At 71.1% G+C, this 21,416-nt stretch carries 21 protein-coding genes; 14 read left to right on the top strand and 7 right to left on the bottom strand.

The genetic code is table 11. The annotated features are described in order from the left end of the window. Positions 1 to 38 precede the first annotated feature (38 nt). Both DEU36_RS06300 and DEU36_RS06295 read left to right on the top strand, forming a co-directional pair. Positions 39 to 593: a TetR/AcrR family transcriptional regulator gene (locus DEU36_RS06300; RefSeq protein WP_120263403.1), complete on the top strand. Its 555-nt coding sequence runs from the start codon at positions 39 to 41 to the stop codon at positions 591 to 593. Between the two features lie 54 nt (positions 594 to 647). Beyond that, on the top strand, positions 648 to 3,134 hold the full coding sequence (locus DEU36_RS06295; RefSeq protein WP_120263402.1) for an MMPL family transporter: 2,487 nt from the start codon (positions 648 to 650) through the stop codon (positions 3,132 to 3,134). 11 nt (positions 3,135 to 3,145) lie between these two features. Here the strand turns inward: DEU36_RS06295 and DEU36_RS06290 are convergent, their stop codons facing one another. After that, the gene (locus DEU36_RS06290) at positions 3,146 to 4,471 is read right to left on the bottom strand and encodes an NtaA/DmoA family FMN-dependent monooxygenase (RefSeq protein ID WP_120263401.1); all 1,326 of its coding nucleotides are present in this window, start codon (positions 4,469 to 4,471) and stop codon (positions 3,146 to 3,148) included. Then, positions 4,468 to 5,805, bottom strand: coding sequence for an O-acetylhomoserine aminocarboxypropyltransferase/cysteine synthase family protein (locus tag DEU36_RS06285; RefSeq protein ID WP_120263400.1), 1,338 nt, complete (start codon positions 5,803 to 5,805; stop codon positions 4,468 to 4,470). Before DEU36_RS06285 ends, DEU36_RS06290 begins: the two co-directional genes overlap by 4 nt. 182 nt (positions 5,806 to 5,987) lie before the next feature. On the opposite strand from DEU36_RS06285, the gene DEU36_RS06280 reads away from it, so the two are divergent. Beyond that, on the top strand, positions 5,988 to 6,848 hold the full coding sequence (locus DEU36_RS06280; protein WP_120263399.1) for a sulfurtransferase: 861 nt from the start codon (positions 5,988 to 5,990) through the stop codon (positions 6,846 to 6,848). Positions 6,849 to 6,871: 23 nt separating this feature from the next. Here DEU36_RS06280 and DEU36_RS06275 read toward each other — a convergent pair whose 3' ends face one another. Further along, complete coding sequence (locus DEU36_RS06275; protein ID WP_120264394.1) at positions 6,872 to 7,441, bottom strand: flavin reductase family protein; 570 nt, start codon at positions 7,439 to 7,441, stop codon at positions 6,872 to 6,874. An 85-nt stretch (positions 7,442 to 7,526) separates the two neighbouring features. Here DEU36_RS06275 and DEU36_RS06270 point away from each other — a divergent pair, with 85 nt between their 5' ends. The 3 genes from DEU36_RS06270 to DEU36_RS06260 all read left to right on the top strand — a co-directional run bounded on the left by DEU36_RS06270 (position 7,527) and on the right by DEU36_RS06260 (position 10,648). Further along, positions 7,527 to 8,342: an NADPH-dependent oxidoreductase gene (locus DEU36_RS06270; RefSeq protein WP_220700896.1), complete on the top strand. Its 816-nt coding sequence runs from the start codon at positions 7,527 to 7,529 to the stop codon at positions 8,340 to 8,342. A gap of 156 nt (positions 8,343 to 8,498) precedes the next feature. Next, positions 8,499 to 9,497, top strand: coding sequence for a pyridoxal-phosphate dependent enzyme (locus DEU36_RS06265; protein WP_120263397.1), 999 nt, complete (start codon positions 8,499 to 8,501; stop codon positions 9,495 to 9,497). Next, entirely contained in the window at positions 9,494 to 10,648 is a 1,155-nt protein-coding gene (locus DEU36_RS06260) for a cystathionine gamma-synthase (protein WP_120263396.1), read from the top strand. The genes DEU36_RS06265 and DEU36_RS06260 overlap by 4 nt, the downstream gene beginning before the upstream one ends. A 33-nt stretch (positions 10,649 to 10,681) precedes the next feature. On the opposite strand, the gene DEU36_RS06255 is transcribed toward DEU36_RS06260, so the two are convergent. Next, complete coding sequence (locus DEU36_RS06255; protein ID WP_120263395.1) at positions 10,682 to 11,182, bottom strand: DUF1992 domain-containing protein; 501 nt, start codon at positions 11,180 to 11,182, stop codon at positions 10,682 to 10,684. A gap of 67 nt (positions 11,183 to 11,249) precedes the next feature. On the opposite strand from DEU36_RS06255, the gene DEU36_RS06250 reads away from it, so the two are divergent. Together DEU36_RS06250 and DEU36_RS06245 are read left to right on the top strand one after the other, a co-directional pair. Next, entirely contained in the window at positions 11,250 to 12,326 is a 1,077-nt protein-coding gene (locus DEU36_RS06250; protein ID WP_183045306.1) for an FUSC family protein, read from the top strand. Between the two features lie 63 nt (positions 12,327 to 12,389). Beyond that, positions 12,390 to 12,977: a PadR family transcriptional regulator gene (locus tag DEU36_RS06245; protein WP_120264393.1), complete on the top strand. Its 588-nt coding sequence runs from the start codon at positions 12,390 to 12,392 to the stop codon at positions 12,975 to 12,977. A 2-nt stretch (positions 12,978 to 12,979) separates the two neighbouring features. Here DEU36_RS06245 and DEU36_RS06240 read toward each other — a convergent pair whose 3' ends face one another. Beyond that, on the bottom strand, positions 12,980 to 13,615 hold the full coding sequence (locus DEU36_RS06240) for a hypothetical protein (RefSeq protein ID WP_120263393.1): 636 nt from the start codon (positions 13,613 to 13,615) through the stop codon (positions 12,980 to 12,982). A gap of 201 nt (positions 13,616 to 13,816) precedes the next feature. Here DEU36_RS06240 and DEU36_RS06235 point away from each other — a divergent pair, with 201 nt between their 5' ends. The 5 genes from DEU36_RS06235 to DEU36_RS06215 all read left to right on the top strand — a co-directional run bounded on the left by DEU36_RS06235 (position 13,817) and on the right by DEU36_RS06215 (position 19,739). Further along, a complete protein-coding gene (locus DEU36_RS06235; protein WP_120263392.1) occupies positions 13,817 to 14,431 on the top strand; it encodes a hypothetical protein in 615 nt (204 codons plus the stop codon). Between the two features lie 91 nt (positions 14,432 to 14,522). Continuing rightward, positions 14,523 to 15,539: a LacI family DNA-binding transcriptional regulator gene (locus DEU36_RS06230; protein WP_259455240.1), complete on the top strand. Its 1,017-nt coding sequence runs from the start codon at positions 14,523 to 14,525 to the stop codon at positions 15,537 to 15,539. An 87-nt stretch (positions 15,540 to 15,626) separates the two neighbouring features. Next, positions 15,627 to 17,240 carry a xylulokinase gene (locus tag DEU36_RS06225; RefSeq protein WP_259455239.1) on the top strand — a complete coding sequence of 538 codons (1,614 nt, stop codon included), beginning with the start codon at positions 15,627 to 15,629 and terminating at the stop codon, positions 17,238 to 17,240. Between the two features lie 28 nt (positions 17,241 to 17,268). Beyond that, positions 17,269 to 18,771 carry an L-arabinose isomerase gene (gene araA, locus DEU36_RS06220; RefSeq protein WP_120263389.1) on the top strand — a complete coding sequence of 501 codons (1,503 nt, stop codon included), beginning with the start codon at positions 17,269 to 17,271 and terminating at the stop codon, positions 18,769 to 18,771. 32 nt (positions 18,772 to 18,803) lie between these two features. Further along, positions 18,804 to 19,739: an aldose 1-epimerase family protein gene (locus DEU36_RS06215; protein WP_183045305.1), complete on the top strand. Its 936-nt coding sequence runs from the start codon at positions 18,804 to 18,806 to the stop codon at positions 19,737 to 19,739. A gap of 30 nt (positions 19,740 to 19,769) precedes the next feature. Here DEU36_RS06215 and DEU36_RS06210 read toward each other — a convergent pair whose 3' ends face one another. Both DEU36_RS06210 and DEU36_RS06205 read right to left on the bottom strand, forming a co-directional pair. Then, the gene (locus tag DEU36_RS06210; RefSeq protein ID WP_120263387.1) at positions 19,770 to 20,315 is read right to left on the bottom strand and encodes a hypothetical protein; all 546 of its coding nucleotides are present in this window, start codon (positions 20,313 to 20,315) and stop codon (positions 19,770 to 19,772) included. Then, complete coding sequence (locus tag DEU36_RS06205; protein WP_120263386.1) at positions 20,315 to 20,728, bottom strand: DUF4383 domain-containing protein; 414 nt, start codon at positions 20,726 to 20,728, stop codon at positions 20,315 to 20,317. The genes DEU36_RS06210 and DEU36_RS06205 overlap by 1 nt, the downstream gene beginning before the upstream one ends. Positions 20,729 to 20,937: 209 nt before the next feature. On the opposite strand from DEU36_RS06205, the gene DEU36_RS06200 reads away from it, so the two are divergent. Further along, positions 20,938 to 21,375, top strand: coding sequence for a YdeI/OmpD-associated family protein (locus tag DEU36_RS06200; RefSeq protein ID WP_259455238.1), 438 nt, complete (start codon positions 20,938 to 20,940; stop codon positions 21,373 to 21,375). The last annotated feature ends 41 nt before the right edge of the window (positions 21,376 to 21,416 follow it).

Genomic DNA, 21,416 nt, shown 5'->3' with positions numbered 1-21,416 from the left:
GGGCTCCACCGTAGCGTCCGGCTCGTTACGGTGGAGGGATGGAGGAGCATCGCGCCGGTCCGCGCCGCAGCGAGCAGGCTCGTCTGGCGGTGCTCACGGCAGCGGCCGAGCTGATCGCCCGGAGCGGCTACCAGAACCTCACCATCGAGGCCATCGCCCGGCACGCGGCCGTGGGCAAGCAGACGATCTATCGGTGGTGGCCCTCACGCGCCGCCATCCTCAGTGAGGCGCTGCTGGAGGGGATGATCTTCCGGCATCAGCTCGCGGTGCGCGACACCGGCGACCTGCGGGGCGACCTCACGGAGTGGATGTCGCGGGTATGGACGGTGCTCGATGCCCCGCAGGGGCGCCTGCTGCTGCGATCGCTCGTCGCAGCGGCCACCGAGCACCCGCCGATCGGCGAGCTCATGCGTGATCGCCTGAGCGCCGACGGGGGCATTCGGGCGCGCGTGGTCGCTCACGGTGATCCCGCGCTCGCGGCGGTCGAGATCGGCGACGCGGTGGCGGGGTGGATGATGATGCAGGCGCTCCTGGGCGCGGCTCCCACGCCCGACAGCATCCGAGCGATCGTCCACGTCCTCGTGCCGGGTTAGGGTTGACGAGACGTCGCGTCTCGTCAAGGCGTCCGCACCGCGAAGGAGTCGCCGATGGCCGAGCTGCTGTACCGCCTGAGCAAGGGAGCCGCGCGCCGCGCCTGGCTCGTCGTCGTCGCCTGGATCGCGGTGCTGGGGATCGCCGGCGGTGCCTTCGCACTCGGATTCGGCGGGCTGTCGTCGAGCTTCGACATCCCGGGCACCGCCTCGTCGAAGGTCACCGACCAGCTCGCCGACGAGCTGCCCGACTTCGCCGGAGCCGCGGGAACCGTGGTGTTCCACGCCGAGGACGGTGCGCTCACCGACGATCAGCGCGCGGCGATCTCCGACCTCGTCGCCTCGGCCACCGACCTGCCCGACGTCGCGACCGTCAACGATCCGTTCCAGGCGGAGGCACAGCGGGCGACACAGGCTCAGCAGCTGGCCGACGGCCGGGCGCAGCTGTCGGCCGCGCGTGACCAGCTCGACGCCGGACAAGCGCAGCTCGACCAGGGGACGGCCCAGCTCGAGGCGGGGCAGGCCCAGCTCGACGCCGCACGGGCTCAGCTCGAGGCTGCCGGCGCCCCCACTCAGCAGCTCGCCGCGCTCGATGCCCAGCAGGCACAGCTCGACGCCGGCCGCGCCGAGCTGGAACGGCAACAGGCGACCCTCGACTCGGGCCGCGCCGAGCTCGAGGCGCAGGCCGAGACCGCCGACCTCGGCGGTCGTCTGCTCGACCTGGCCGACGGGATCGCGCTGGTCTCGCCCGACGGCTCGACCGCGACGGTCAACGTCGCCTTCACCCTGCCGCGCCTCGAACTGCCGCAGGACGCGAAGGACGCCGTCGTCGAGCACTTCACCGCCGAGCCGATCGACGGTGTCGAGGTGGGCTTCTCGACCGAGATCTCGCAGGGCGTGCCGAAGATCCTCGGTGTCGGCGAGGCCGTCGGCGTCGGCGTCGCCGCCGTCGTCCTGCTCGTCATGCTCGGAAGCCTGATCGCGGCCGCGCTTCCCCTGGTCACCGCCATCGTCGGCGTGGGGGTCGGCGTGCTCGGGGTGCTCTCGCTGTCGGGAGTCGTGCAGATGGCGTCGGTGACCCCCGTGCTCGGCGTGATGCTCGGGCTCGCGGTCGGCATCGACTACGCGCTGTTCGTGCTCAATCGGCACCGCAAGCAGCTGCTGCGCGGCATCGACCTGCACGAGTCGATCGGCCTCGCCGGCGGCACCGCCGGCAACGCCGTGGTCTTCGCCGGCTCGACGGTCGTCGTCGCCCTCCTCGCCCTCAACATCACCGGCATCCCGTTCCTCGGTCTCATGGGAACGGCCGGGGCCGTGTGCGTCGCCATCGCCGTCCTGATCGCGATCACGCTGCTTCCGGCGCTCCTCGGGCTGCTCGGGATGCGCGTGCTCGGCCGCCGGGCGCGCACCCGTGTCGGAGCGCCCGACGCCGTGTCGACGCCGACGCGCGCCATGCCGACCTGGCGCGCCGTCACGACCGCCGTCGTCTCGGTCGGGCTCCTGCTCGTCCTGGCGGTGCCGGCGCTGTCGATGCGGGTCGGCCTTCCCGATGGGGCATCCGAGCCGGAGGGGTCGTACGGACAGCGTGCGTTCCAGCTCACCGAAGACGCTTTCGGTCCCGGCACGAACTCGCCGCTGCTGGTGACCGCGAGCCTCCCGGAAGGCCTCGACGACGCCGGGCGTCTGCAGGCGCAGGTCGCGGTGGCCGAGGCGATCGCCGGCCGGGAGCACGTGAGCGCCGTCGCCCCGATCGCCGTCTCCGACAGCGGTGCCATCGCCGCGTTCCAGGTGATCCCCACCGAAGGCCCGAGCAGCGTCGCGACCGAAGACCTGGTGCGCGACCTGCGCTCACTGCCGCCCGTCGACGGCGAGTACGCGCTCGGTGTCGCCGGTCAGGCCGCCATCAACATCGACATCTCCGAGGGTCTCGTCGGCATCCTGCCGATCTACCTCGCGGTCGTGGTGGGGCTCTCGCTGGTGATCATGATCGTCGTGTTCCGGTCGCTCGTCGTGCCGCTCATCGCCACCGGCGGCTTCATCCTGTCGCTGTTCGCGACCTACGGCGCCGTCGTCGCGGTGTTCCAGTGGGGGTGGGGCGCCGAGCTCATCGGTCTGCATACGACCGGTCCGATCCTGAACTTCCTCCCCGTGATCCTCGTGGGCATCCTGTTCGGGCTCGCCATGGACTACCAGCTGTTCCTCGCATCGGGCATGCGTGAAGCGTTCGTGCACGGCTCCGAAGCGAGGCTCGCCGTCATGCAGGGGTTCCGCGCCGGCCGCTCGGTCGTCGTGGCGGCGGCGCTGATCATGGTGTCCGTCTTCGGCGGCTTCATCTTCGCCGAGGCGACGATCATCCGCTCGATGGGCTTCGGTCTGGCCTTCGGCATCCTGGTCGACGCGCTCGTGGTGCGCATGCTGCTGATGCCGGCGCTCATGCACCTCATCGGCCGCGGCGCGTGGTGGCTGCCCCGGTGGCTCGACCGCATCCTGCCCGATGTCGACGTCGAGGGCGCCAAGCTCGAGCGGACGCACCCGCACGTCTGAGGGGCAGGGTCTCAGAAGGCGTCGAGGTCGGCACGCAGGCCCTGACCGGTGTGCTCGGTGCGCAGGATGCCGCGCCGCCGGAGCACCGGAACGAGCTCGTCGAGCGCTCGGTGCAGTGTGACGGGGTGGAAGTCTCCCGAGAAGATCAGACCGTCGTTGTCGGCGTCGTCGCCGAGCGCCTGGATGACGTCGGCGATCTCCTCCGCGGTCCCCACCGTTCCTCCGGCGCCGTCGGTCACGCGACCGAGCCGTGCCTTGCCGGCGAGGATGTCGCGCAGCGGCGCCTCCGAGAAATCGGAGTATCGGCCGAGCAGGCCCCGGATGGTGCCTTTCGAGACGTGATCGCCGAAGATCGCGGGGTCGAGCGGGCGGTCGAGATCGAGCGTCGTGAGGTCGGTCTCGAGGTCGCTCGACCAGGCCTCGGCGACCTCGACGAGGGTCGCCTCGTCCGGGTGGCGTGACGCCTCGACGATGCGCTCCGCCTCGTCGGCCGAGCTCGCGACGATCGGCTTGAAGACGAAGAAGGTCTTGACGGCGTCGGCATCCCGGCCCGCAGCGCGCGCCGCCTCGCGCACCCGGGCGCGGTAGGCGCGGATGCTCGCGGGATCGAGGTTCGACAGGGCGAGCTGGATCTCGGAGTTCGCACCGGCGAAGCCGATGCCCCGGGGGGAGCCGCCGGGCGAGGCCACGATCGGATCACCGGCGGGCAGCGGCTCGGCATTCAGCGGACCGTCGAACGAGAAGTACTCGCCCCGGTGCCGGACGGCGTGGATCTTCGAGCCGTCGGCGTAGATCTGCGTGTCGGGGTCGGCGATCAGCGCGTCGTCGTCCCAGCTGTGCCAGAGCAGGCGCAGGGCGTCGAGCCATTCCTGGGCGCGGTCGTACGCTGCATCGTGACCGAGGCGCTCGGTGCCGAAGTGGTGCGCCGAGCCGACGTCGGTGACGACGTTGAGTCCGAGCCGGCTGCCGCTGAGGTGCTGCAGCGATGCGAACTGACGGGCCGCGAGGTACGGCGGCCAGGCGGCCGGATTGACGGTGGGGATCACGCCGAGGTGCTGCGTCGCGGCGAACAGGTACGGCGCGAGTGTCCACGGGTCGTGCTTCGGCCCGCCGTAGGCCTTGCGCACCCGCAGATTGAGCGTCTCGGGGGTGATGCCGACCGAGAGCGCGTCTTCGATGAGGACGAAGTCGAACCCCGCCTGCTCGAGCTCGCGCGCCGAGTGCTGGTAGAGGTCGGGCTTCTGCCACGGCCAGTTCCACCACTGGTAGGGCCGCGCCCAGCCGTGGGGACCGAAACCTCGGGAGAGGAACCACCCGAAATGCTGCGTGCGGGTCACGCCGACACCGCCTCCGACACATCGGCGGTCGCGGCCGCGGCCGCGATGAGCCCGCGCTCGAGGTCGGCGATGAGGTCGCCGGTGTCCTCCAGCCCGACCGAGAGCCGCAGGAGCCCCGGTCCGACGCCGATCCGCTCGAGATCGGCGTCGCTGCGGCTGGCGTGGGTGGTGGTCGCGGGATGCAGCACGAGCGACCTCACATCGCCGAGATGGGTCATCGGGGTGAACAGCCGGACGCTGCGGGTGAATGCCTCCGCGGCTGCTCTCCCGCCCGCGAGGGTGAAGGAGAACAGGGCGCCCTGCCCGGCCGGGAGGAGGCGGGCGGCGAGGTCGTGGTCGGGGTGCGAGGCGAGTCCGCTGTAGTCGACGCCGACGACCTCGGGGCGTGTCTCGAGCCAGGCAGCGAGCGCCGCCGCCGTCTGCGATTGGCGAGCCACGCGCAGCGAGAGGGTCTCGATGCCCTGTAGCAGCAGGAACGCGTTGAGGGGCGACGGTGACGGACCGAAGCGCATCGCGACGCGTCGTGCCGTGTCGAGGAAGGCTCTCTCGCCCGAGCGTTCGACGAACGTGCGGCCGTCGGGTCCGGTCTCGGAGGCGATCTGGCGGAAACGTCCTGGTACCGCATCCCACGCGAAGCGTCCGCCGTCGATGATGACGCCGCCGAGGCCGGTGCCGTGGCCCGACAGGAACTTCGACGCGGAGTGGATGACGATGTCGGCACCCAGCTCGAGCGGACGCAGCAGGTACGGGGTCGCGAGGGTCGAGTCGACCACGAGCGGGATGCCGTGGCGGTGCGCGACCTCGGCGACGGTGGGGATGTCGAGCACGCCGCCGCGTGGGTTGGCGATCGACTCGGCCACGAGGGCGCGGGTGCGCGGGCCGATCGCCGACTCCCAGGCGGCGGGGTCGCGCGGGTCGTCGACGAAGTCCGTCGTGATCCCGAGCCGTGCGAACTCCGAGCGCAGCAGCTCGCGCGTGCCTTCGTAGATCGCGGAGGCGGCGACGATGTGATCGCCGGATTCCAGGATCGTCAGCAGCGCCGTCGTCGTTGCCGCCTGGCCGCTGCCGACCAGCAGCGCTCCGACGCCACCCTCGAGATCGGCGATGCGCCGCTCGGCCGCCGCCGCCGTCGGGTTGCCGACGCGCGTGTAGCTGAAGCCCGTGGCGGGGTCGGCGAAGCGGCCCTCGCCGTCGGCGATGTCGTCGAACTCGAACCCGGCGGTCAGATAGATCGGTGTCGCGCGCGAGCCGTACGCGTCGAAACCGCGGGCCCCCGCGTGCAACTGACGCGTCGCGAAGGCGAGGGATTCGGGGTTGTTCTCCAGAGCGGACATGGAGGGAAGAGTACGGCGGGCGACCGAGGCGGCGCTTTCGTCTCGTCATGCGGAGTCACGCGGCGCCTGTCGGCCGCCCTCGTGTGTCGCCCTGTGTTCTCATGTGTCGCCCTGTGTTCTCGTGTTTCTGACTGTTTCGCCGGGGGAGGTGGGCCGGGGGCGGTCGTGGCGAGCATGGGGTCATGTCCCCCCTGGTGAGTGTCGACGACCTCGCCGCCGAACTCGCCGCGGACGCTCCCGTGCGGCTGCTGGATGTCCGGTGGCGGCTGGACCGCGCCGAAGGGCGGCCCGACTACGTGAGCGGGCACCTGCCCGGCGCTGTCTACGTCGACCTGGAGCGCGAGCTCGCTCGCCCCGGTGTTCCCGAGCAGGGGCGGCATCCGCTGCCCGGTCGCGCCGACCTGGAGATCGCGGCTCGACGCTGGGGTGTCACCGGGGGCGACCGGCTCGTCGCCTACGACGACAACGACGGCGTCGCGGCAGCCCGTGCATGGTGGTTGCTGCGCCGTCACGGCCTCGACATCCGCGTGCTCGACGGAGGTTTCCGGGCGTGGGTCGCATCGGGCCGACGTCTCGAGCGCAGTGATCGCGCCGCGGCGGCCGGCGATGTGGAGCTGCCGGAGGGGAGGGGCGGTCTCGCCGGTATCGACGAGGCGGCCGTCGCTCCGGCCCGAGGCGTGCTGCTCGACGTCCGCGCGCCACAGCACTACCGCGGTCAGACGGCCGGGGCCGACCCGGTCAGCGGGCACATCCCGGGCGCGCTCAATCTGCCGACGGTCGTCCACATCGCTCCGGACGGGTTGCTGCGAAGCCCCGACGAGATCCGTGCCTCGCTCGCAACAGTGGGCATCGGTCCCGACACGGATGTCGTCATCACGTGCAGTTCGGGAATCGCCTCGGCTCACACCGCCCTCGCCTTCGCCGTCGCCGGATACGGCCGTGCGCGGGTGTTCGCGGGATCGTGGAGCCAGTGGTCTCGCGACCGCGGCCGTCCGGTCGCGACCGGTCCCAGCCCGGCCGCCGCGATCGGCGTCGTCTCATAGACGACGATCTGATCTGACGACGATCAGTCGCGGAGGGCGGAGCCCTCGCTGAGGCGGTGCCACGTGCGGTTGTGGTAGACCAGTGCGTCGCCGTGACCGCCCGGCTCGACGTCGCGTTCGACGTGAGACTGCAGGGCGTGGCCGGCGATGACGATGGAGCCGCCCGCATCCATGCGCGACACGACCGCGCAACGGACCCACGCACGCACGCCGCGGTACACGGGCTCTCCCGTAGTCAGCCGTGACCAGGTCGAGGTGTCGGCGAAGCGATCGATGCCGCTCGTCGCGCCGAGCTTCGCGAGCGGAAGGTCGTCGGCGTCGAGGAGATGCACCACGACGGTCTCGGCCGTCGACAGCACCGCCGAGGCGGACGACTGCGCCGACACCGAGAACACCAGCAGCGGCGGGTCGGCGCTCACCGACGACACCGAGGTCGCCGTCAGCGCGACCGGGCCGTCGCCTGCGTCAGCCGTGATGACGGCGACACCGCCGGGGTGCCCGCGGAAGAGCGTCTTGAAGTCATCGGCGGACAGCGAGCCGCCCAGATGACGGGAGGGGTGCTCCGCGGACGGGTCGATGTTCGGCTGAGACATGATCACGACGTTAGTAACCACGAAGGCTCACCACATGTTCCGTGAACGTCGGAGACGATCGATGACGCCATGTAACGTTCCCCGCGTGACGACGAAACCCCACGACGGATGGTCGCGCCGGTACGGCTCGGCTGCGCCCCACGACGACCTTCCGCGCAACGACGTGCTCGACCTGCTCTACCGTCACCGTTCCGTGCGCCGGTTCGCGCCCGGCGAGATCGACGATGCGACACTGACCGCGATCGTCGCCGCGGCGCAGTCGGCGTCGACGAGCTCGAACCTGCAGGCGTGGTCGGTCATCGAGGTGCGCGACCCCGAGCGGCTCGACGCGCTCGCGACGCTCGCCGGCGACCAGGACTTCATCCGCCGGGGCGGCGTCTTCCTCGTCTTCGTCGCGGACTGGGCCCGCGCGCGCGAGCTCGCACACCGAGCGGGGGAGAGGTCGGACGCCGTCGAGTACATCGAGAGCACGATCGTCGGCTTCATCGACGCGGCGCTCGCCGCCCAGAACGCCGTCGTCGCGGCGGAGTCGCTGGGGCTCGGCGCCGTCTACGTCGGAGCCGTCCGAAACCACCCCGAGCAGATCGCCGACCTGCTCGAGCTTCCCGTGGGCGCCTTCCCCGCGTTCGGTCTCGTGCTCGGTCGCCCCGACCCGGACGATCGCGCCGGGGTGAAGCCGCGATTGCCGCAGCGGGTCGTCCGTCACCGCGAGACCTACCGCATGCCGGTCGACGCCGACATCGCCGCATACGAGGAGGCCGTCACGGCGTACTACCGCGCGCAGGGCGAGCCGCGGGGCTGGCTGCGCGCCGCGATCGCGCGGGTGCGGGATGCCGCCAGCCTGCACGGGCGTCACACGCTGCGCAGCTCTCTCGAGCGGCGCGGGCTGTCGTCGCGCTGAGCTCGACGGGCGGAACCCTCGACAGCGCCCCGGCCCTGGCCTAGGGTGGACGCGTGCAGACCTGTCGTTGTTGTCGCTGAGCGCCGCCGCGCTCACCTCAGACGACCCCGACAGCACCCGCGCCTCTGAGCGCGCGGACACCGTGAGGACACCCTCGTGCGCTACGCAGAGAACATCGCCGAACTCGTCGGCAACACACCCCTGGTCCGGCTGAACCGTGTCGCCGCGTCGACGCGGGCGACCGTGCTCGCCAAGATCGAGTACTTCAACCCGGGCAGTTCGGCGAAGGACCGCATCGCCGCGAGGATCATCGAGGCCGCCGAGCGCGACGGCTCGCTGCGGCCGGGGGGAACGATCGTCGAACCCACGAGCGGCAACACCGGTGTCGGCCTCGCTCTCGTCGCGCAGCAACGGGGATATCGGATGGTCTTCGTCGTTCCCGACAAGTTCGCGGGCGAGAAGGTCGCGGTGCTGAAGGCCTACGGAGCCGAGATCGTCATGACTCCCACGAGCGTGCCGCCCGAGCATCCGGATTCGTACTACAGCGTCTCAGACCGGCTCGCGCGGGAGATCCCCGGCGCGTTCAAGCCCAACCAGTTCGCCAACGCCGCAGGACCCCGCGCGCACTACGAGACGACTGGACCCGAGATCTGGCGCGACACGGACGGGCGCGTGACGCACTTCGTCGCCGGTGTCGGCACGGGCGGCACGATCACGGGCACCGGCCGGTACCTCCGCGAGGCCTCTTCCGGAGCCGTCACGATCGTCGGCGCCGACCCCGACGGCTCGATCTACAGCGGCGACGTCGGCCGGTACCTCGTCGAAGGCGTCGGTGAGGACTTCTGGCCCGAGACCTTCGACCCTTCGATGGTCGACCGTTACGAGCGGGTGGGCGATCGCGAGTCGTTCGCGATGACGCGTCGCCTGGCGCGCGAGGAGGGTCTGCTCGTCGGCGGCTCGTCGGGCATGGCGGTGGTCGCCGCGCTTCGCACCGCCCGCGACCTCGGGTCCGACGACATCGTCGTCGTTCTGCTCCCCGACCACGGCCGCGGATATCTCTCGAAGATCTACGACGACGACTGGATGCGCGCCCACGGCTTCGCCGACCTCGTCGACGATCCCCACACCACCCCCGACACCAGGAGCGACGCATGACCACGCACGATTCCGCCCGCGGCCTCGCCAGCCTCGCGGTCCACGCCGGCCAGGAGTTCGACCCCACGACCGGCGCCGTCATCCCGCCGGTGCACTTCTCCACCACCTTCACCCAGGACGGGATCGGGGGCCTCCGCGGCGGGTACGAGTACGGCCGTTCGGGCAACCCGACGCGCACGGCGCTCCAGGTGCAGCTCGCCGCGCTCGAGGGCGGAGCTCACGGCTTCTCGTTCGCGTCGGGGCTCGCCGCTGAGGACGTGCTGCTGCGTGCCGCGCTGACGCCCGGCGACGAGGTGCTGCTCGGCAACGACGTCTACGGGGGCACACATCGTCTCATCGCGCGTGTCCTGGCTCCCTGGGGTGTCAAGCTGCGCGTGGTCGACATGAGCGACCTCGCCGCCGTGCGGGCCGCGGTCGCCGAGCGCGCGCCCCGCGTGCTGTGGGTCGAGACGCCGTCCAACCCGCTGCTGCGCATCACCGATATCGCCGGGCTCGCAGCCATCGGTCATGAGGCCGGCTCGCTCGTCGTCGTCGACAACACCTTCGCGACACCGGCGCTGCAGCGCCCTCTCGAACTCGGCGCCGATGTGGTCGTGCACTCGACGACGAAATACCTCGGCGGACACTCGGATGTCGTCGGCGGCGCACTCGTGCTCGACGATGACGCGCTCGCCGAGAAGATCGGCTTCCTGCAGTACGCCGCCGGCGCGGTGTCGGGGCCGATGGATGCCTGGCTCACCACGCGCGGCATCAAGACGCTCGACGTCCGTATGCAGCGCCACAGCGAGAACGCGGGCGCGATCGCAGCGTTCCTCGAGGGACACGAGCGCGTGGCTCGCGTGTTCTATCCCGGTCTCGCCTCGCACCCGGGGCACGAGCTCGCGGCATCGCAGATGATCCGTTTCGGCGGCATGCTCTCGCTCGCGCTCGAGTCGGGTGAGGCGGCACGTCGCTTCGCCGAGTCCACGCGGCTGTTCCAGCTCGCCGAGTCGCTCGGCGGGGTCGAGTCGCTCGTGAACTACCCCGATGCGATGACCCACGCGTCGGTCCGCGGCACCGAGGCCGCCGTGCCGGTCGAGGTCGTCCGGCTCTCGGTGGGCATCGAGTCGGTGGACGATCTGCTGGCCGACGTGGAGCAGGCGCTGCGCTGAACCCGCTGAGTGACCCGCTGTGCGGCGGGGCGCTCAGCGCCGGAACAGCCGCCGGCGCCGGCGGGGTTCGGGCGGGGGAGCGGCGGATGCCGCGGCAGCCGCATCCCTGCGGCGCTGACGCCAGGCCGCGACCTCGCTCTCGACGTCGCGCGTCGGCGTCACGACGGGCGGTCCGCCCTGCAACTGGCGCCGGGCCTCGACGACGCGCCGGTTGAAATCGGCGACGTACTCGCGCACGTCGTCCTCGCGGGCGAGGGCGTCGGCGCGTTCGTCGAACTCCGCGTGCTCGATCCGCAGGGTCAGTGCCGGCGGACCGAGGCCGGTGAGCTGCTCGTCGCGGATCTTGCGTTTGATCCACCAGTCGGGATCGTGGCTCGGCCCGAGGTCGGCGATGGGCTTACCGGCCCCCGGCAGATCGTCGAAGTCGCCGCGGCGGATGGCCTGCTGGATCGCCGTCTCGATGTAGGCGGCGCGTTCGCGTGCGCCGGGCGCAGGCGTGTCCGGCGTCGGGGAGGCGGGGGAATCGTCGCTCATATCGTTCTCCTCCTCCAGCGTAGATGTGCTCGCCTGGTCGATGCCGATGTCGCGAGACAATGGGGTAATGCCGCTCTCGCCCGGACCGACGCCCGACAGTTCCGGCCGGTGGCGGCGCGAAGCGGGTGAGCTGGGGCGCAGTCTCGCCCGGTTCGGCCCGTCGCCCGGGCCGCGCTGGCACCTGGGGCTGCAGGCAGCGATCGCGATGGCGCTGCCCGTCGTGGCGCTCTCGGCGCTGGGGCTCGAGAGCGTCGCGCTGCTCGCCGCGACCGGCGCGTTCGCGACGCTCTACGGCGGGCGACTGACTCCCCGCGAGCGCGCGGGATTCGTGCCCATCGTCGCGGCGGTGCTGTGGGCGTGTGCAGCCCTCGGGGTCCTGGCGGCAGCGGTCGGTCCGGTCGCGGTGGCCGTCGGCCTCGTCGTGGTCGCCGTCGCGGCATCCGTTCTGGTCTTCGGGCGCTCGGTGGGGCCCCCGGGCCCGCTGTTCGCGGTGCTCATCTACGGTCTGTCCGCACATGTCACGGCTCCGCAGGCGGCGCATGCGGTGCACCCGGCGCTGTACCTCGGCGTCCTCGCGGCGTCGCTCGCATTCGGGTGGCTGGTCACCGCGGCGCCGCTCGTGCGGCGCTCGCACCGAGGCGCCCAGCCTCGAGCGCTGCGCTCCCTCTTCCCGGCCGCGCTCGGGACGGCGACGACGCGGACGCTGGTCGCGCGCACGGCGGCGGTCGCGGTCGTCGGCACCCTGATCGCGGTGATCGTCGATCCGGAGCGCGCCTATTGGATCGTCGGGGCGGGCATCGCCGTGCTCGGGGTCAGCGCGAGCCGCCGCGTCGCGCTGTCGCGCGGCATCCACCGGGCGCTCGGCACCGCGGCCGGCGGCGCCGTCTTCCTCGCCGTCAGCATCGTGCCGCTCGGCGGTGTCGTGCTCGGCCTCGTGCTCGGGGCGCTGCAGTTCGTCATCGAGCTGGTGGTCGTGCGCCATTACGCTCTCGCGCTCGTCTTCATCACCCCGCTCGTGCTCCTCATCCTCAGCTCAGCGGGAAGTGGCGGTCCGGAGCTCGCCGTCGAGCGGGTGGTCGATACGGCGGTGGGCGTCGGGCTCGGCATCCTCAGCAGCCTGATCGTGGTGGGACCGCGTCGGTAGCTCGTTCGATACTCGGTATGCATATACTCGCAAATTACATACCCGGTATGCGAAAGGATGACCGTGTCGGTTCGACTCAGCCTTCTGGCGATCCTCGATCAGGGCCCGTGCTACGGCTATCAGCTGCGGGCGGAGTTCGATCGTCGCACCGGCTCGACGTGGCCGCTCAACGTCGGTCAGATCTACAACACGCTCGACCGGCTCGAGCGAGACGGGCTCGTCGAGAAGGGGGCCGTCGACGGTCAGGGGCATGTCTACTGGCAGATCACGGATGCCGGCCGAGCCGAGGTCGCGTCGTGGTTGGGGTCTCCCGTCGAGCGGCCCGCGGGCACGCGCGATGAGCTCGCGATCAAGCTCGCCGTCGCGGCGACGCTGCCCGGGATCGATGTGGGTGAGGTGATCCACGCCCAACGGCGGGCGTCGCTTGCGCAGCTGCAGGCACTCACTGGTGCCGAGTACGCCGGCGCGAACCCCGACGGACCCGAGCAGCTCGCCTGGTCGCTCGTCGTCGACTCGATGATCTTCGCCGCCGAGGCCGAGGTGCGCTGGCTCGATCACACCGAGCAGCGCCTCGCGCAGCATCCCGGCCGCGCCATGGCGATCGAGCTGTCGACGGAGAAGCCCAAGCGCGGGCGGCCGGTCAAAGCCTGATTTCAGCCGAGCCCACACCCGGTAGCCCAGAAATCGGGGCGGACCTCGGCGATGGGGGCGAGCTCGTCGCGCAGGCGGCGCCAGATCGCCAGGCCGGTCTCGAACGAGTCGGCGGGGACCGGGCCGTCGGGTCCCGCGTCCTGGATCGCGCCGTCCCAGGCGAGGAGATCCCGGGTCAGGTCATCGCTGATTCCGAGACTGCGCGGGTCGACGACGTACTCGTCCGTGAAGCTCTCCCACAGCGGGCTCGAGGCCCATCCCGAGAACATGCGGATGACGCGCCGTCCGTCGGGCAGCACGAGCGGCTCGCCTCGACGGGAACGCGCCATCAGGTAGCGATCCTGCATCTCGCGACGACGTTGCCATTCGACGCCGTCGGTCGGGGTGTCGTCGTAGTCGTAACCCGACAGCCAGACCAGACCCCGTTGCGCTCCCTCCCCACGGACCAGAGCGACCGACCAGAGGTGGCGATCGTCGTCGGAGAGGATGCGCATCTCGCGGAACACGGTGTCGATCGAGACGTCGACGATGTCGATGATCCGCGTGTCTTCTGCGTCGCAGGGGTAGACGAACACCCGGAATCTCGGGCCGAGATCCTCCCAGGTCGTGTCACGGCGATCGGCGAGCTCTGCGCGCATGACGCAGAGCCTACGGGGCCGGATGCCGCGCTCTCAGGCGACTGCCAGGAAACCGCCGCGATCTGCATGAGGGCGCGGATCGCCGTCGCTCCAAACGGGGGCGGATGCACGGTTTTCGCTCGAGGTGTCCAATCCGCCCCGGTGCCCGTCTCGGATAGCCCCACGTGCCGCAATCCAGCGGACGTGACGGAAGGAAGAGACATGCGTACGAACCTGAAGCGAGCAGCAATCTTCGGCACGGCGGGCCTCGGTGCAGCCGCGATCGCCACCGCCGGATTCGCTCTGCCCGCGTCGGCTGACGACACCACCGCGGTCGACTCGTCCACCACAGACACGACCACCACCACGGATGTCACGTCGTCCTTCGACGCGCTGTCGACGTGGATCGACAGCGTCCTCGAGGCCAACGGCACCGGAGTCGGCGAGGGTGCGAACATCGGCAACCTCGGGCTCGAGGGCGGCCTCGTCAACGGCCCGCTGATCAGCGACGTCGGCAACGGCGCACTGCTGTCGGGTAACGACACCCCGATCGCCTCGGGCAACGACACCGCCGTGGAGGCCCCGATCGACGCCCCCGTCGTCTCCGGCAACGAGACCGGCAACGGCAACGAGGTCGGCACCGGCAACGAGGTGGGCAACGGCAACGAGGTCGGCACCGACCTCGGCAACGGCACGGACGTCGGCACCGGTGATGTCAGCACGGGCGACGTCACGAGCGGCATCGGCAGCACCGTCGACAACCTCGTCGGCGGCATCACCTCGGATGTGACCTCCGACGTCGACGACCTGGTCGGCGGCATCCTCGGCGACCGCTGATCCTCAGGACCGGATCCGACCGAGAGATCTCGAGGGGCGGCACGCGGCTTCGGCCGGTGCCGCCCTTCGGCGTGCCCGCTAGCCTGGCGCAGTGAGCGAAGCGATGCCCGGGCGGGCGCGAGTGGGTGTGCGGGATGTCGCGGCCGCTGCGGGCGTGTCGACGCAGACGGTCTCGCGTGTCATCAACGACCACCCCCACATCCGGCCCGAGACGCGCGAGCGCGTGATCACGGCGATGTCCGAGCTGGGCTACCGCGTCAACAACGCAGCCCGTGCCCTCGGCACCGCGACGACGCGGACGATCGGGGTGATCGCCTCCGACACCGACCTGTACGGCCCCGCGGCGGGCATCGGCGCCCTCGAGCGTGCGGCGCGCTCAGCAGGCCGGTGGATTGCCACGGCTTACGCCGACGGCTCCGACGCGGGCAGCGTCTCCGCTGCCGCCGATCATCTGCTCGCCCAGGGCGTGGACGGCATCGTCGTCGTGGCTCCGCATACCGCCGCCCTCGCGGTCCTCGCTGCGGCTTCCCTCGGAGTTCCCGTCGTGCCCCTGCATGCGCGGGTGGATGCAGCGGGGGAGCGCGCGAGCGGGGGCGATCGCGGCGCCGAGGGAGCGGCGCTGGCCGTCGACCACCTGCTGGATGCCGGGCACCGCCGCATCGCCCACCTGTCGGGCCCGGCTGCCTGGCTCGAGGCCGTCGCCCGCGACACCGGCGCGGAGTCTGCCCTCGCGCGCCGGGGACTGCAGATCGCGGGCCGGTGGCGCGGCGACTGGTCCGCCGGCTCGGGCGCTGCCCTGGCTCCCGAGATCGCGGGCGCGATCGGCGCCGCGGCAGGGCCGACCGCGGTCGTCGTCGCGAATGACCAGATGGCGCTCGGCTTGATCTCCGGGCTGGCTCGCCTCGGGCTGGATGTGCCCGCGGACGTCAGCGTGGTGGGTTTCGACGACCATCCCGACGCTGCGTTCTACCGGCCGGCCCTGACCACGGTGCGGCTCGACATCGCGGGGGAGGCGTGGAGATGCGTCCGTATCCTGCTGGGCGATGTCTCGCCCGCCGAGCCCACTCCGCCTCGACTCGTCGTGCGCGAATCGACTCGCGGGGTATGAGGCCGGGTGACCAGGTCTTCGACGCTCGCACGAAGCAGGTGTTACCGGTAACATGATCCCACCGCGGCACGACCAATGGAGGCATCCGTGACCCACACCGCCACGCGCGATCGATCCGCCGATCGCGACGACATCCTCGCCGGTCGCACCAGCCTGGGCATCGAGTTCGGCTCGACGCGCATCAAGGCGTGCCTCATCGGCCCGGATCCGGCACACGTCCTCGCGACCGGATCGCACGCGTGGGAGAACCGGTTCGAAGAGCGTCGCTGGACCTACGCCCTCGACGACGTGTGGTCAGGTCTCCAAGCCGCCTACGCCGACCTGACGGCCGCGGTCGAGTCCGCGTACGGCGTCGTGCCCGAGACTCTCGGGGCGATCGGGGTCTCGGCGATGATGCACGGCTACCTCGCCTTCGACGCTGACGACGAGCTGCTGGTGCCCTTCCGCACCTGGCGCAACACCAGCACCGGCCCGGCCGCCGCCGAGCTCACCGAGCTGCTCGGCATCAACATCCCGCTCCGCTGGTCGATCGCCCACCTGCACCAGGCGGTGCTCGACGGCGAGGCGCACGTCGACGACATCCGTCACGTGACCACCCTCGCCGGCTACGTGCACGCGCGACTGACCGGCGAGAAGGTGCTCGGCGTCGGTGACGCGTCGGGGATGTTCCCCATCGATCCGGCCACGCGCGACTACGACCAGCGCCGCGTCGACCTCTTCGACGCCCACTTGGCGGGCCGTCTTCCCGCCGGCGTTCGCTCGTTGCTGCCGGAGATCCGTGTCGCCGGGCAGGCCGCCGGTGCGCTCACCGACGCCGGCGCCGCACTGCTCGACCCGTCGGGGGCGCTGCACCCCGGCATCCCGTTCTGCCCTCCCGAGGGCGACGCCGGGACCGGCATGGTCGCCACCGCTGCGGTCGCGCCGCGCACGGGCAACGTCAGCGCCGGCACGAGCATCTTCGCCATGGTCGTCCTCGAGCGGCCGCTGCAGAGCACTCACCATGAGATCGACGTCGTCACGACGCCCGCGGGCGATCTCGTCGCGATGGTCCACTGCAACAACGGAGCGAGCGAGCTCGCGGCGTGGGTCGGGATGTTCGAGCGGTTCGCCGCAGCGTCGGGTTCGGAGCTCGGTGCGGACGGCGTCTACGACATCCTGTTCCGCGAGGCCCTCTCGGGCGAGCCGGACGCGGGCGGCCTGATCGCCTACAACCACCTCGCGGGCGAACCCATCGCCGGTACCGACGAGGGGCGTCCGCTCTTCGTCCGCACCCCCGACAGCCGCTTCACGCTCGCGAACGCGATCCGCGCGCAGCTGTACGGCGTCTTCGGCACCCTCGCGCTCGGTATGCGGGTGCTCGACCGCGAGGGTGTGCAGCTCGACCGGATGTTCGCCCACGGTGGCATGTTCCGCACCGCCGGCGTCGCCCAGCGGTTCCTCGCCGCCGCTCTCGGTGCCCCGGTGGCTGTCGGCGACACCGCCTCCGAGGGAGGCGCGTGGGGCATCGCCGTCCTCGCCGATTATCTCGTCCACGGCGACGGGCTCGATCTCGACGATTACCTCCGCGAGCGCGTCTTCGCGGCTGCGTCGATCGACGTCGCCGAGCCCGACGAGGCGGATGCCGCCGGCTTCGCCGCCTACCTCGATCGTTACGACGCGGGGCTCGCCGTCGAGCGTGCCGCCGTCGCCGCCCTCTCCTGACCCGTCCGACACCACCGGAAGAAGAACAATGACCCTCTCCACCTCTCTCGAGCAGTACACCGTCTGGTTCGTGACGGGCAGTCAGAACCTCTACGGCGAGGAGACCCTCCGCCAGGTCGCCGAGCAGTCGCAGCAGGTCGTCGCCGGCCTCGCCGGGCTGCCGGTGCGTGTCGAGTGGAAGCCCGTCCTGAAGGACTCCGAGTCGATCCGCCGGCTCGCGCTCGACTCGAACGCCGACGACTCGGTGATCGGCGTCATCGCGTGGATGCACACGTTCAGCCCGGCCAAGATGTGGATCACGGGTCTCGACGCCCTGCGCAAGCCGCTGCTGCACCTGCACACGCAGGCCAACGTCGAGCTGCCGTGGGCCGACATCGACTTCGACTTCATGAACCTCAACCAGGCCGCCCACGGCGACCGCGAGTTCGGCTACATCCAGACGCGTCTCGGCGTCTCGCGCAAGACCGTCGTCGGGCACGTCTCCAACCCCGAGGTCACCCGCCAGATCGAGGACTGGCAGCGGGCCGCGGCCGGTTGGCAGGCCGCCCGCACGCTCAAGCTCGCGCGCTTCGGCGACAACATGCGCTACGTCGCGGTGACCGAGGGTGACAAGACCGAGGCCGAGCTGCAGTTCGGCGTGCAGGTCAACACGTGGGGCGTGAACGAGCTGGCGGAGGCCGTGGCCGCGGCATCCGACGCCGACGTCGATGCGCTGGTCGAGGTCTATCTCGCGCAGTACGACGTCGCCGACGAACTGCTCCCGGGAGCCGAGCGGCACCAGTCGCTGCGCGACGGCGCGGCGATCGAGATCGGGCTGCGCTCGTTCCTAGAGAGCGGCGGCTTCGGGGCGTTCACCACATCGTTCGAAGATCTCGGCGACCTGAAGCAGCTGCCCGGCCTCGCCGTCCAGCGCCTCATGGCCGAGGGGTACGGCTTCGGCGCCGAGGGCGACTGGAAGACCGCGATCCTCGTGCGCGTCGCCAATGTCATGGGTTCGGGTCTGCCCGGTGGGGCGAGCCTCATGGAGGACTACACCTACGACCTCGTTCCCGGTTCTGAGCGCATCCTCGGGGCGCACATGCTCGAGGTGTCGCCGTCGCTGACGACCGCGAAGCCCCGTCTGGAGATCCACCCGCTGGGCATCGGCGGCAAGGACGACCCGGTGCGCCTCGTCTTCACCGCCGACCCGGGTCCCGCGCTCGTCGTGGCGATGAGCGACATGCGCGACCGGTTCCGTCTGACGGCGAACGTCGTCGAGAACGTCGAGGCTCCCGACCTGCCGAAGCTGCCCGTAGGACGCGCGATCTGGAAGCCGGCGCCCGACTTCGCCACGTCCGCCGCGTGCTGGCTCGCAGCCGGTGCCGCCCACCACACGGTCATGACGACGGCGGTCGGCATCGAGGTGTTCCGCGACTTCGCCGAGATCGCCGGGACGGAGCTCGTGGTCATCGACGACGACACGACGGTGCGAGGATTCCAGAAGGAGCTCCGCTGGAACCAGGCCTACTACCGCCTGGCCCGCGGACTGTGAGCTCTGAGAACCAGAATCGAGAGGGGACGCCCGTGGCGGCATCCGGAACGTCGTTCGTGTTGCGATTCGGCGACGCCGAGGCGATCGTGGCGAGCGTGGGAGCGTCGCTGCGCTCCTTCCAGGTCGCCGGACGCGACCTCGTCGTGCCCTACGGCGAGGACGAGGTGCGTCCGGGTTACCGCGGCGCGACGCTCGCGCCGTGGCCGAACCGGGTCGTCGACGGCCAGTACGAGGTGGACGGCACGCGCTACCGCCTCGCCCTGACCGAACCCGAGCGGCACCATGCGCTGCACGGCCTGGTGGCCTGGCTCGACTTCGAGCCCGTGGTCGTCGCCGCCGATCACGTGACGCTCGGCGCCACGATCGTCGCGCAGACGGCCTACCCGTGGACGGTGCGCGTAGAGACGACCTACCGGCTCGGCGCCGACGGATTGACGCAGACGGTGCGCGCGACGAACGAGAGTACGGATGCCGCGCCTTTCGGCACGGGGCCGCATCCCTATCTCGTCGCCGGGTCGTCGCCGCTCGACGAGTGGACGCTCGAGCTTCCCGCCGCACGCGTGCTCGAGGTGACGCCCGATCGGTTGTCGCCGGTCGCGCTGGCCGATGTCTCGGATATCGCCGAGTTCGACTTCCGAGAGCCGCGGGCGCTGGGCGCCGTCGAGATCGACCATGCGTTCACGGGGCTCTCGCGTACCGATGACAGCGTGGCAACCGTGCGGGTGACCGATCCGTCGGGCACCGGCGTCGCGATCTCGTGGGATTCCGCGTGTCCCTGGGTGCAGGTGCACACCGCCGACCTTCCCGGGGGACCGGCGCAGCCGGGGCACCGTGCGGGTCTCGCGGTCGAGCCGATGACGTGCGCGCCGGATGCGTTCAACGCCGCACGCTACGACTACGACGCGGGACTCATCTTCATCGCTCCCGCCGAGACGGTCGAGGCTTCCTGGCGCATCAGCGCGATCTGATCCCGCGGCTGGGTCGCCGAGCGCCAGGTCTCAGTGACTGTGCTCGGTGGAGAAGAGCGGGTGGTCGGAGTGGCTCGGCGCAGCGCGGCCGGCCTCCGTCGCGCCCAGTGCCGGTGTGACGAGTCCGGCGACGATGACGCAGCCCGCGACGAGTCCGATGACGCTCGTCCGTGGTGCGACTCGGGCGTCGGCGGGAGAGGTGTCGGCTGACGCTGAGCGCGCCCGCCGTACGACGGCCGCCGCCGCTACGCCGTACGCGACGTGGAGAAGGGCGGTCACGCCGACGGCGTGCACGCTGATGCGCATCGGGTCCGCCGCAAGAGCAAGCCCCGACATCACCGTGCCGACGACGGCGATGGCCATCGCGACGCGGGGAGCGACGAGGCGGCCGCGCGTCAGGGCGGCGACGCCCCAACCCAGGGCGGCCGCCCCGACCGCGACCGCCAGGGCACCGACGCCGCGGTCGGCGGCTCCGGTGCCCTGGGTGATCATGCCCGCGCCCACGCCGAGCTGGAGCAGGCCAGCCCCCCACGCGGCGAGCGTGGGCCAGGAGCGGGTGAGCGCGGCGGCGTTCATCAGATCGCGGCCGTGCGCGGGGCGGTGGCGCGGTCGGTGCCGAGGCCGACACCCAGCAGCACGAGGGCGCTGGCGAGGTGGAGGAAGTGGTCGGCGGTGTTCAGGGCGAGCACGTTGGCGGCGCTGTCCTGGATGAAGAAGCCCACGATGCCGAGAAGCAGGTAGGCGGCACCGACCGTCGTGTTCACGCCCTTCGCAGCGCGGACGCCGGAGAGGCCGCCGATGAGCAGCGCGGCGCCGATCAGGAGGTGCGCGATGTTGTGCAGCGGGTTGACCTCGAAGATGCCGAGCAGCAGGCCACCCTCGGTGGCGATGAAGTCGACGCCCGCGGTCACGGTGAAGCCGAGGAGGCCGACGAGGATGTAGACGGCGCCGAAGATGATCGCCACGAGGCGGTTCGGTGATGTACGCATGAGGGTTCCCTCCCATTGGGCGACGGATGTCGCGGTGCTGCGGTTGTTCGGTGACAGTGGCAGATCGGTTTGCCTCTGGGTGGGCCCGGGGCGTCCGATCTTGTGTGGTCGTCGATATCGATGGGGAGTAATGCCCAGGCCGTGACGCGAGGCTACGGTCAGCGACTTCACGGCTCACAGGCCTTGTGCTGCCTTCATGGGCGGTGGTAGTGAGAATCGTGCGATTCGAGACGACGCTGTCCCAGTTCGGGAACAACACCGGCATCGAGGTGCCCTTCTCGGTGCTGGATGCCCTGGGCGGTGGGCGTCGTCCCGCCGTCTCCGTCACCGTCAACGGCTTCTCCTTCCGCAGTACGGTGGGTTCGATGCGCGGGCTCGCGCTGGTGCCGTTCTCCGCCGAGCGGCGGCGCGAAAGTGGCCTCGCGGGCGGGGATGCCATCGTCGTCGACATCGAGCTGGATGAGGCGCCTCGAGAGGTCGAGACGCCGGACGATCTGCTCGCCGCGCTGACCGAAGCGGGGGCGACCGCGGCGTTCGACCGTCTGGCGCCGAGCGCGCGCAAGGCGCACGTCGTCAACGTCGAGTCGGCGAAGACGCCGGAGACCCGCGCGAGGCGGATCGCGGCGATCATCGCCAAGCTCGGCTGACACCTGCGCCCCATAGGATTGGGGTGAGGTGAGGAGGGGCA

Origin of the sequence: Microbacterium sp. AG238, from assembly GCF_003610405.1 — a bacterium.
Lineage (GTDB): Bacteria > Actinomycetota > Actinomycetes > Actinomycetales > Microbacteriaceae > Microbacterium.
The sequence above is the reverse complement of the archived record's forward strand: the minus strand, read 5'-3'. Positions and strand labels throughout refer to the sequence as shown.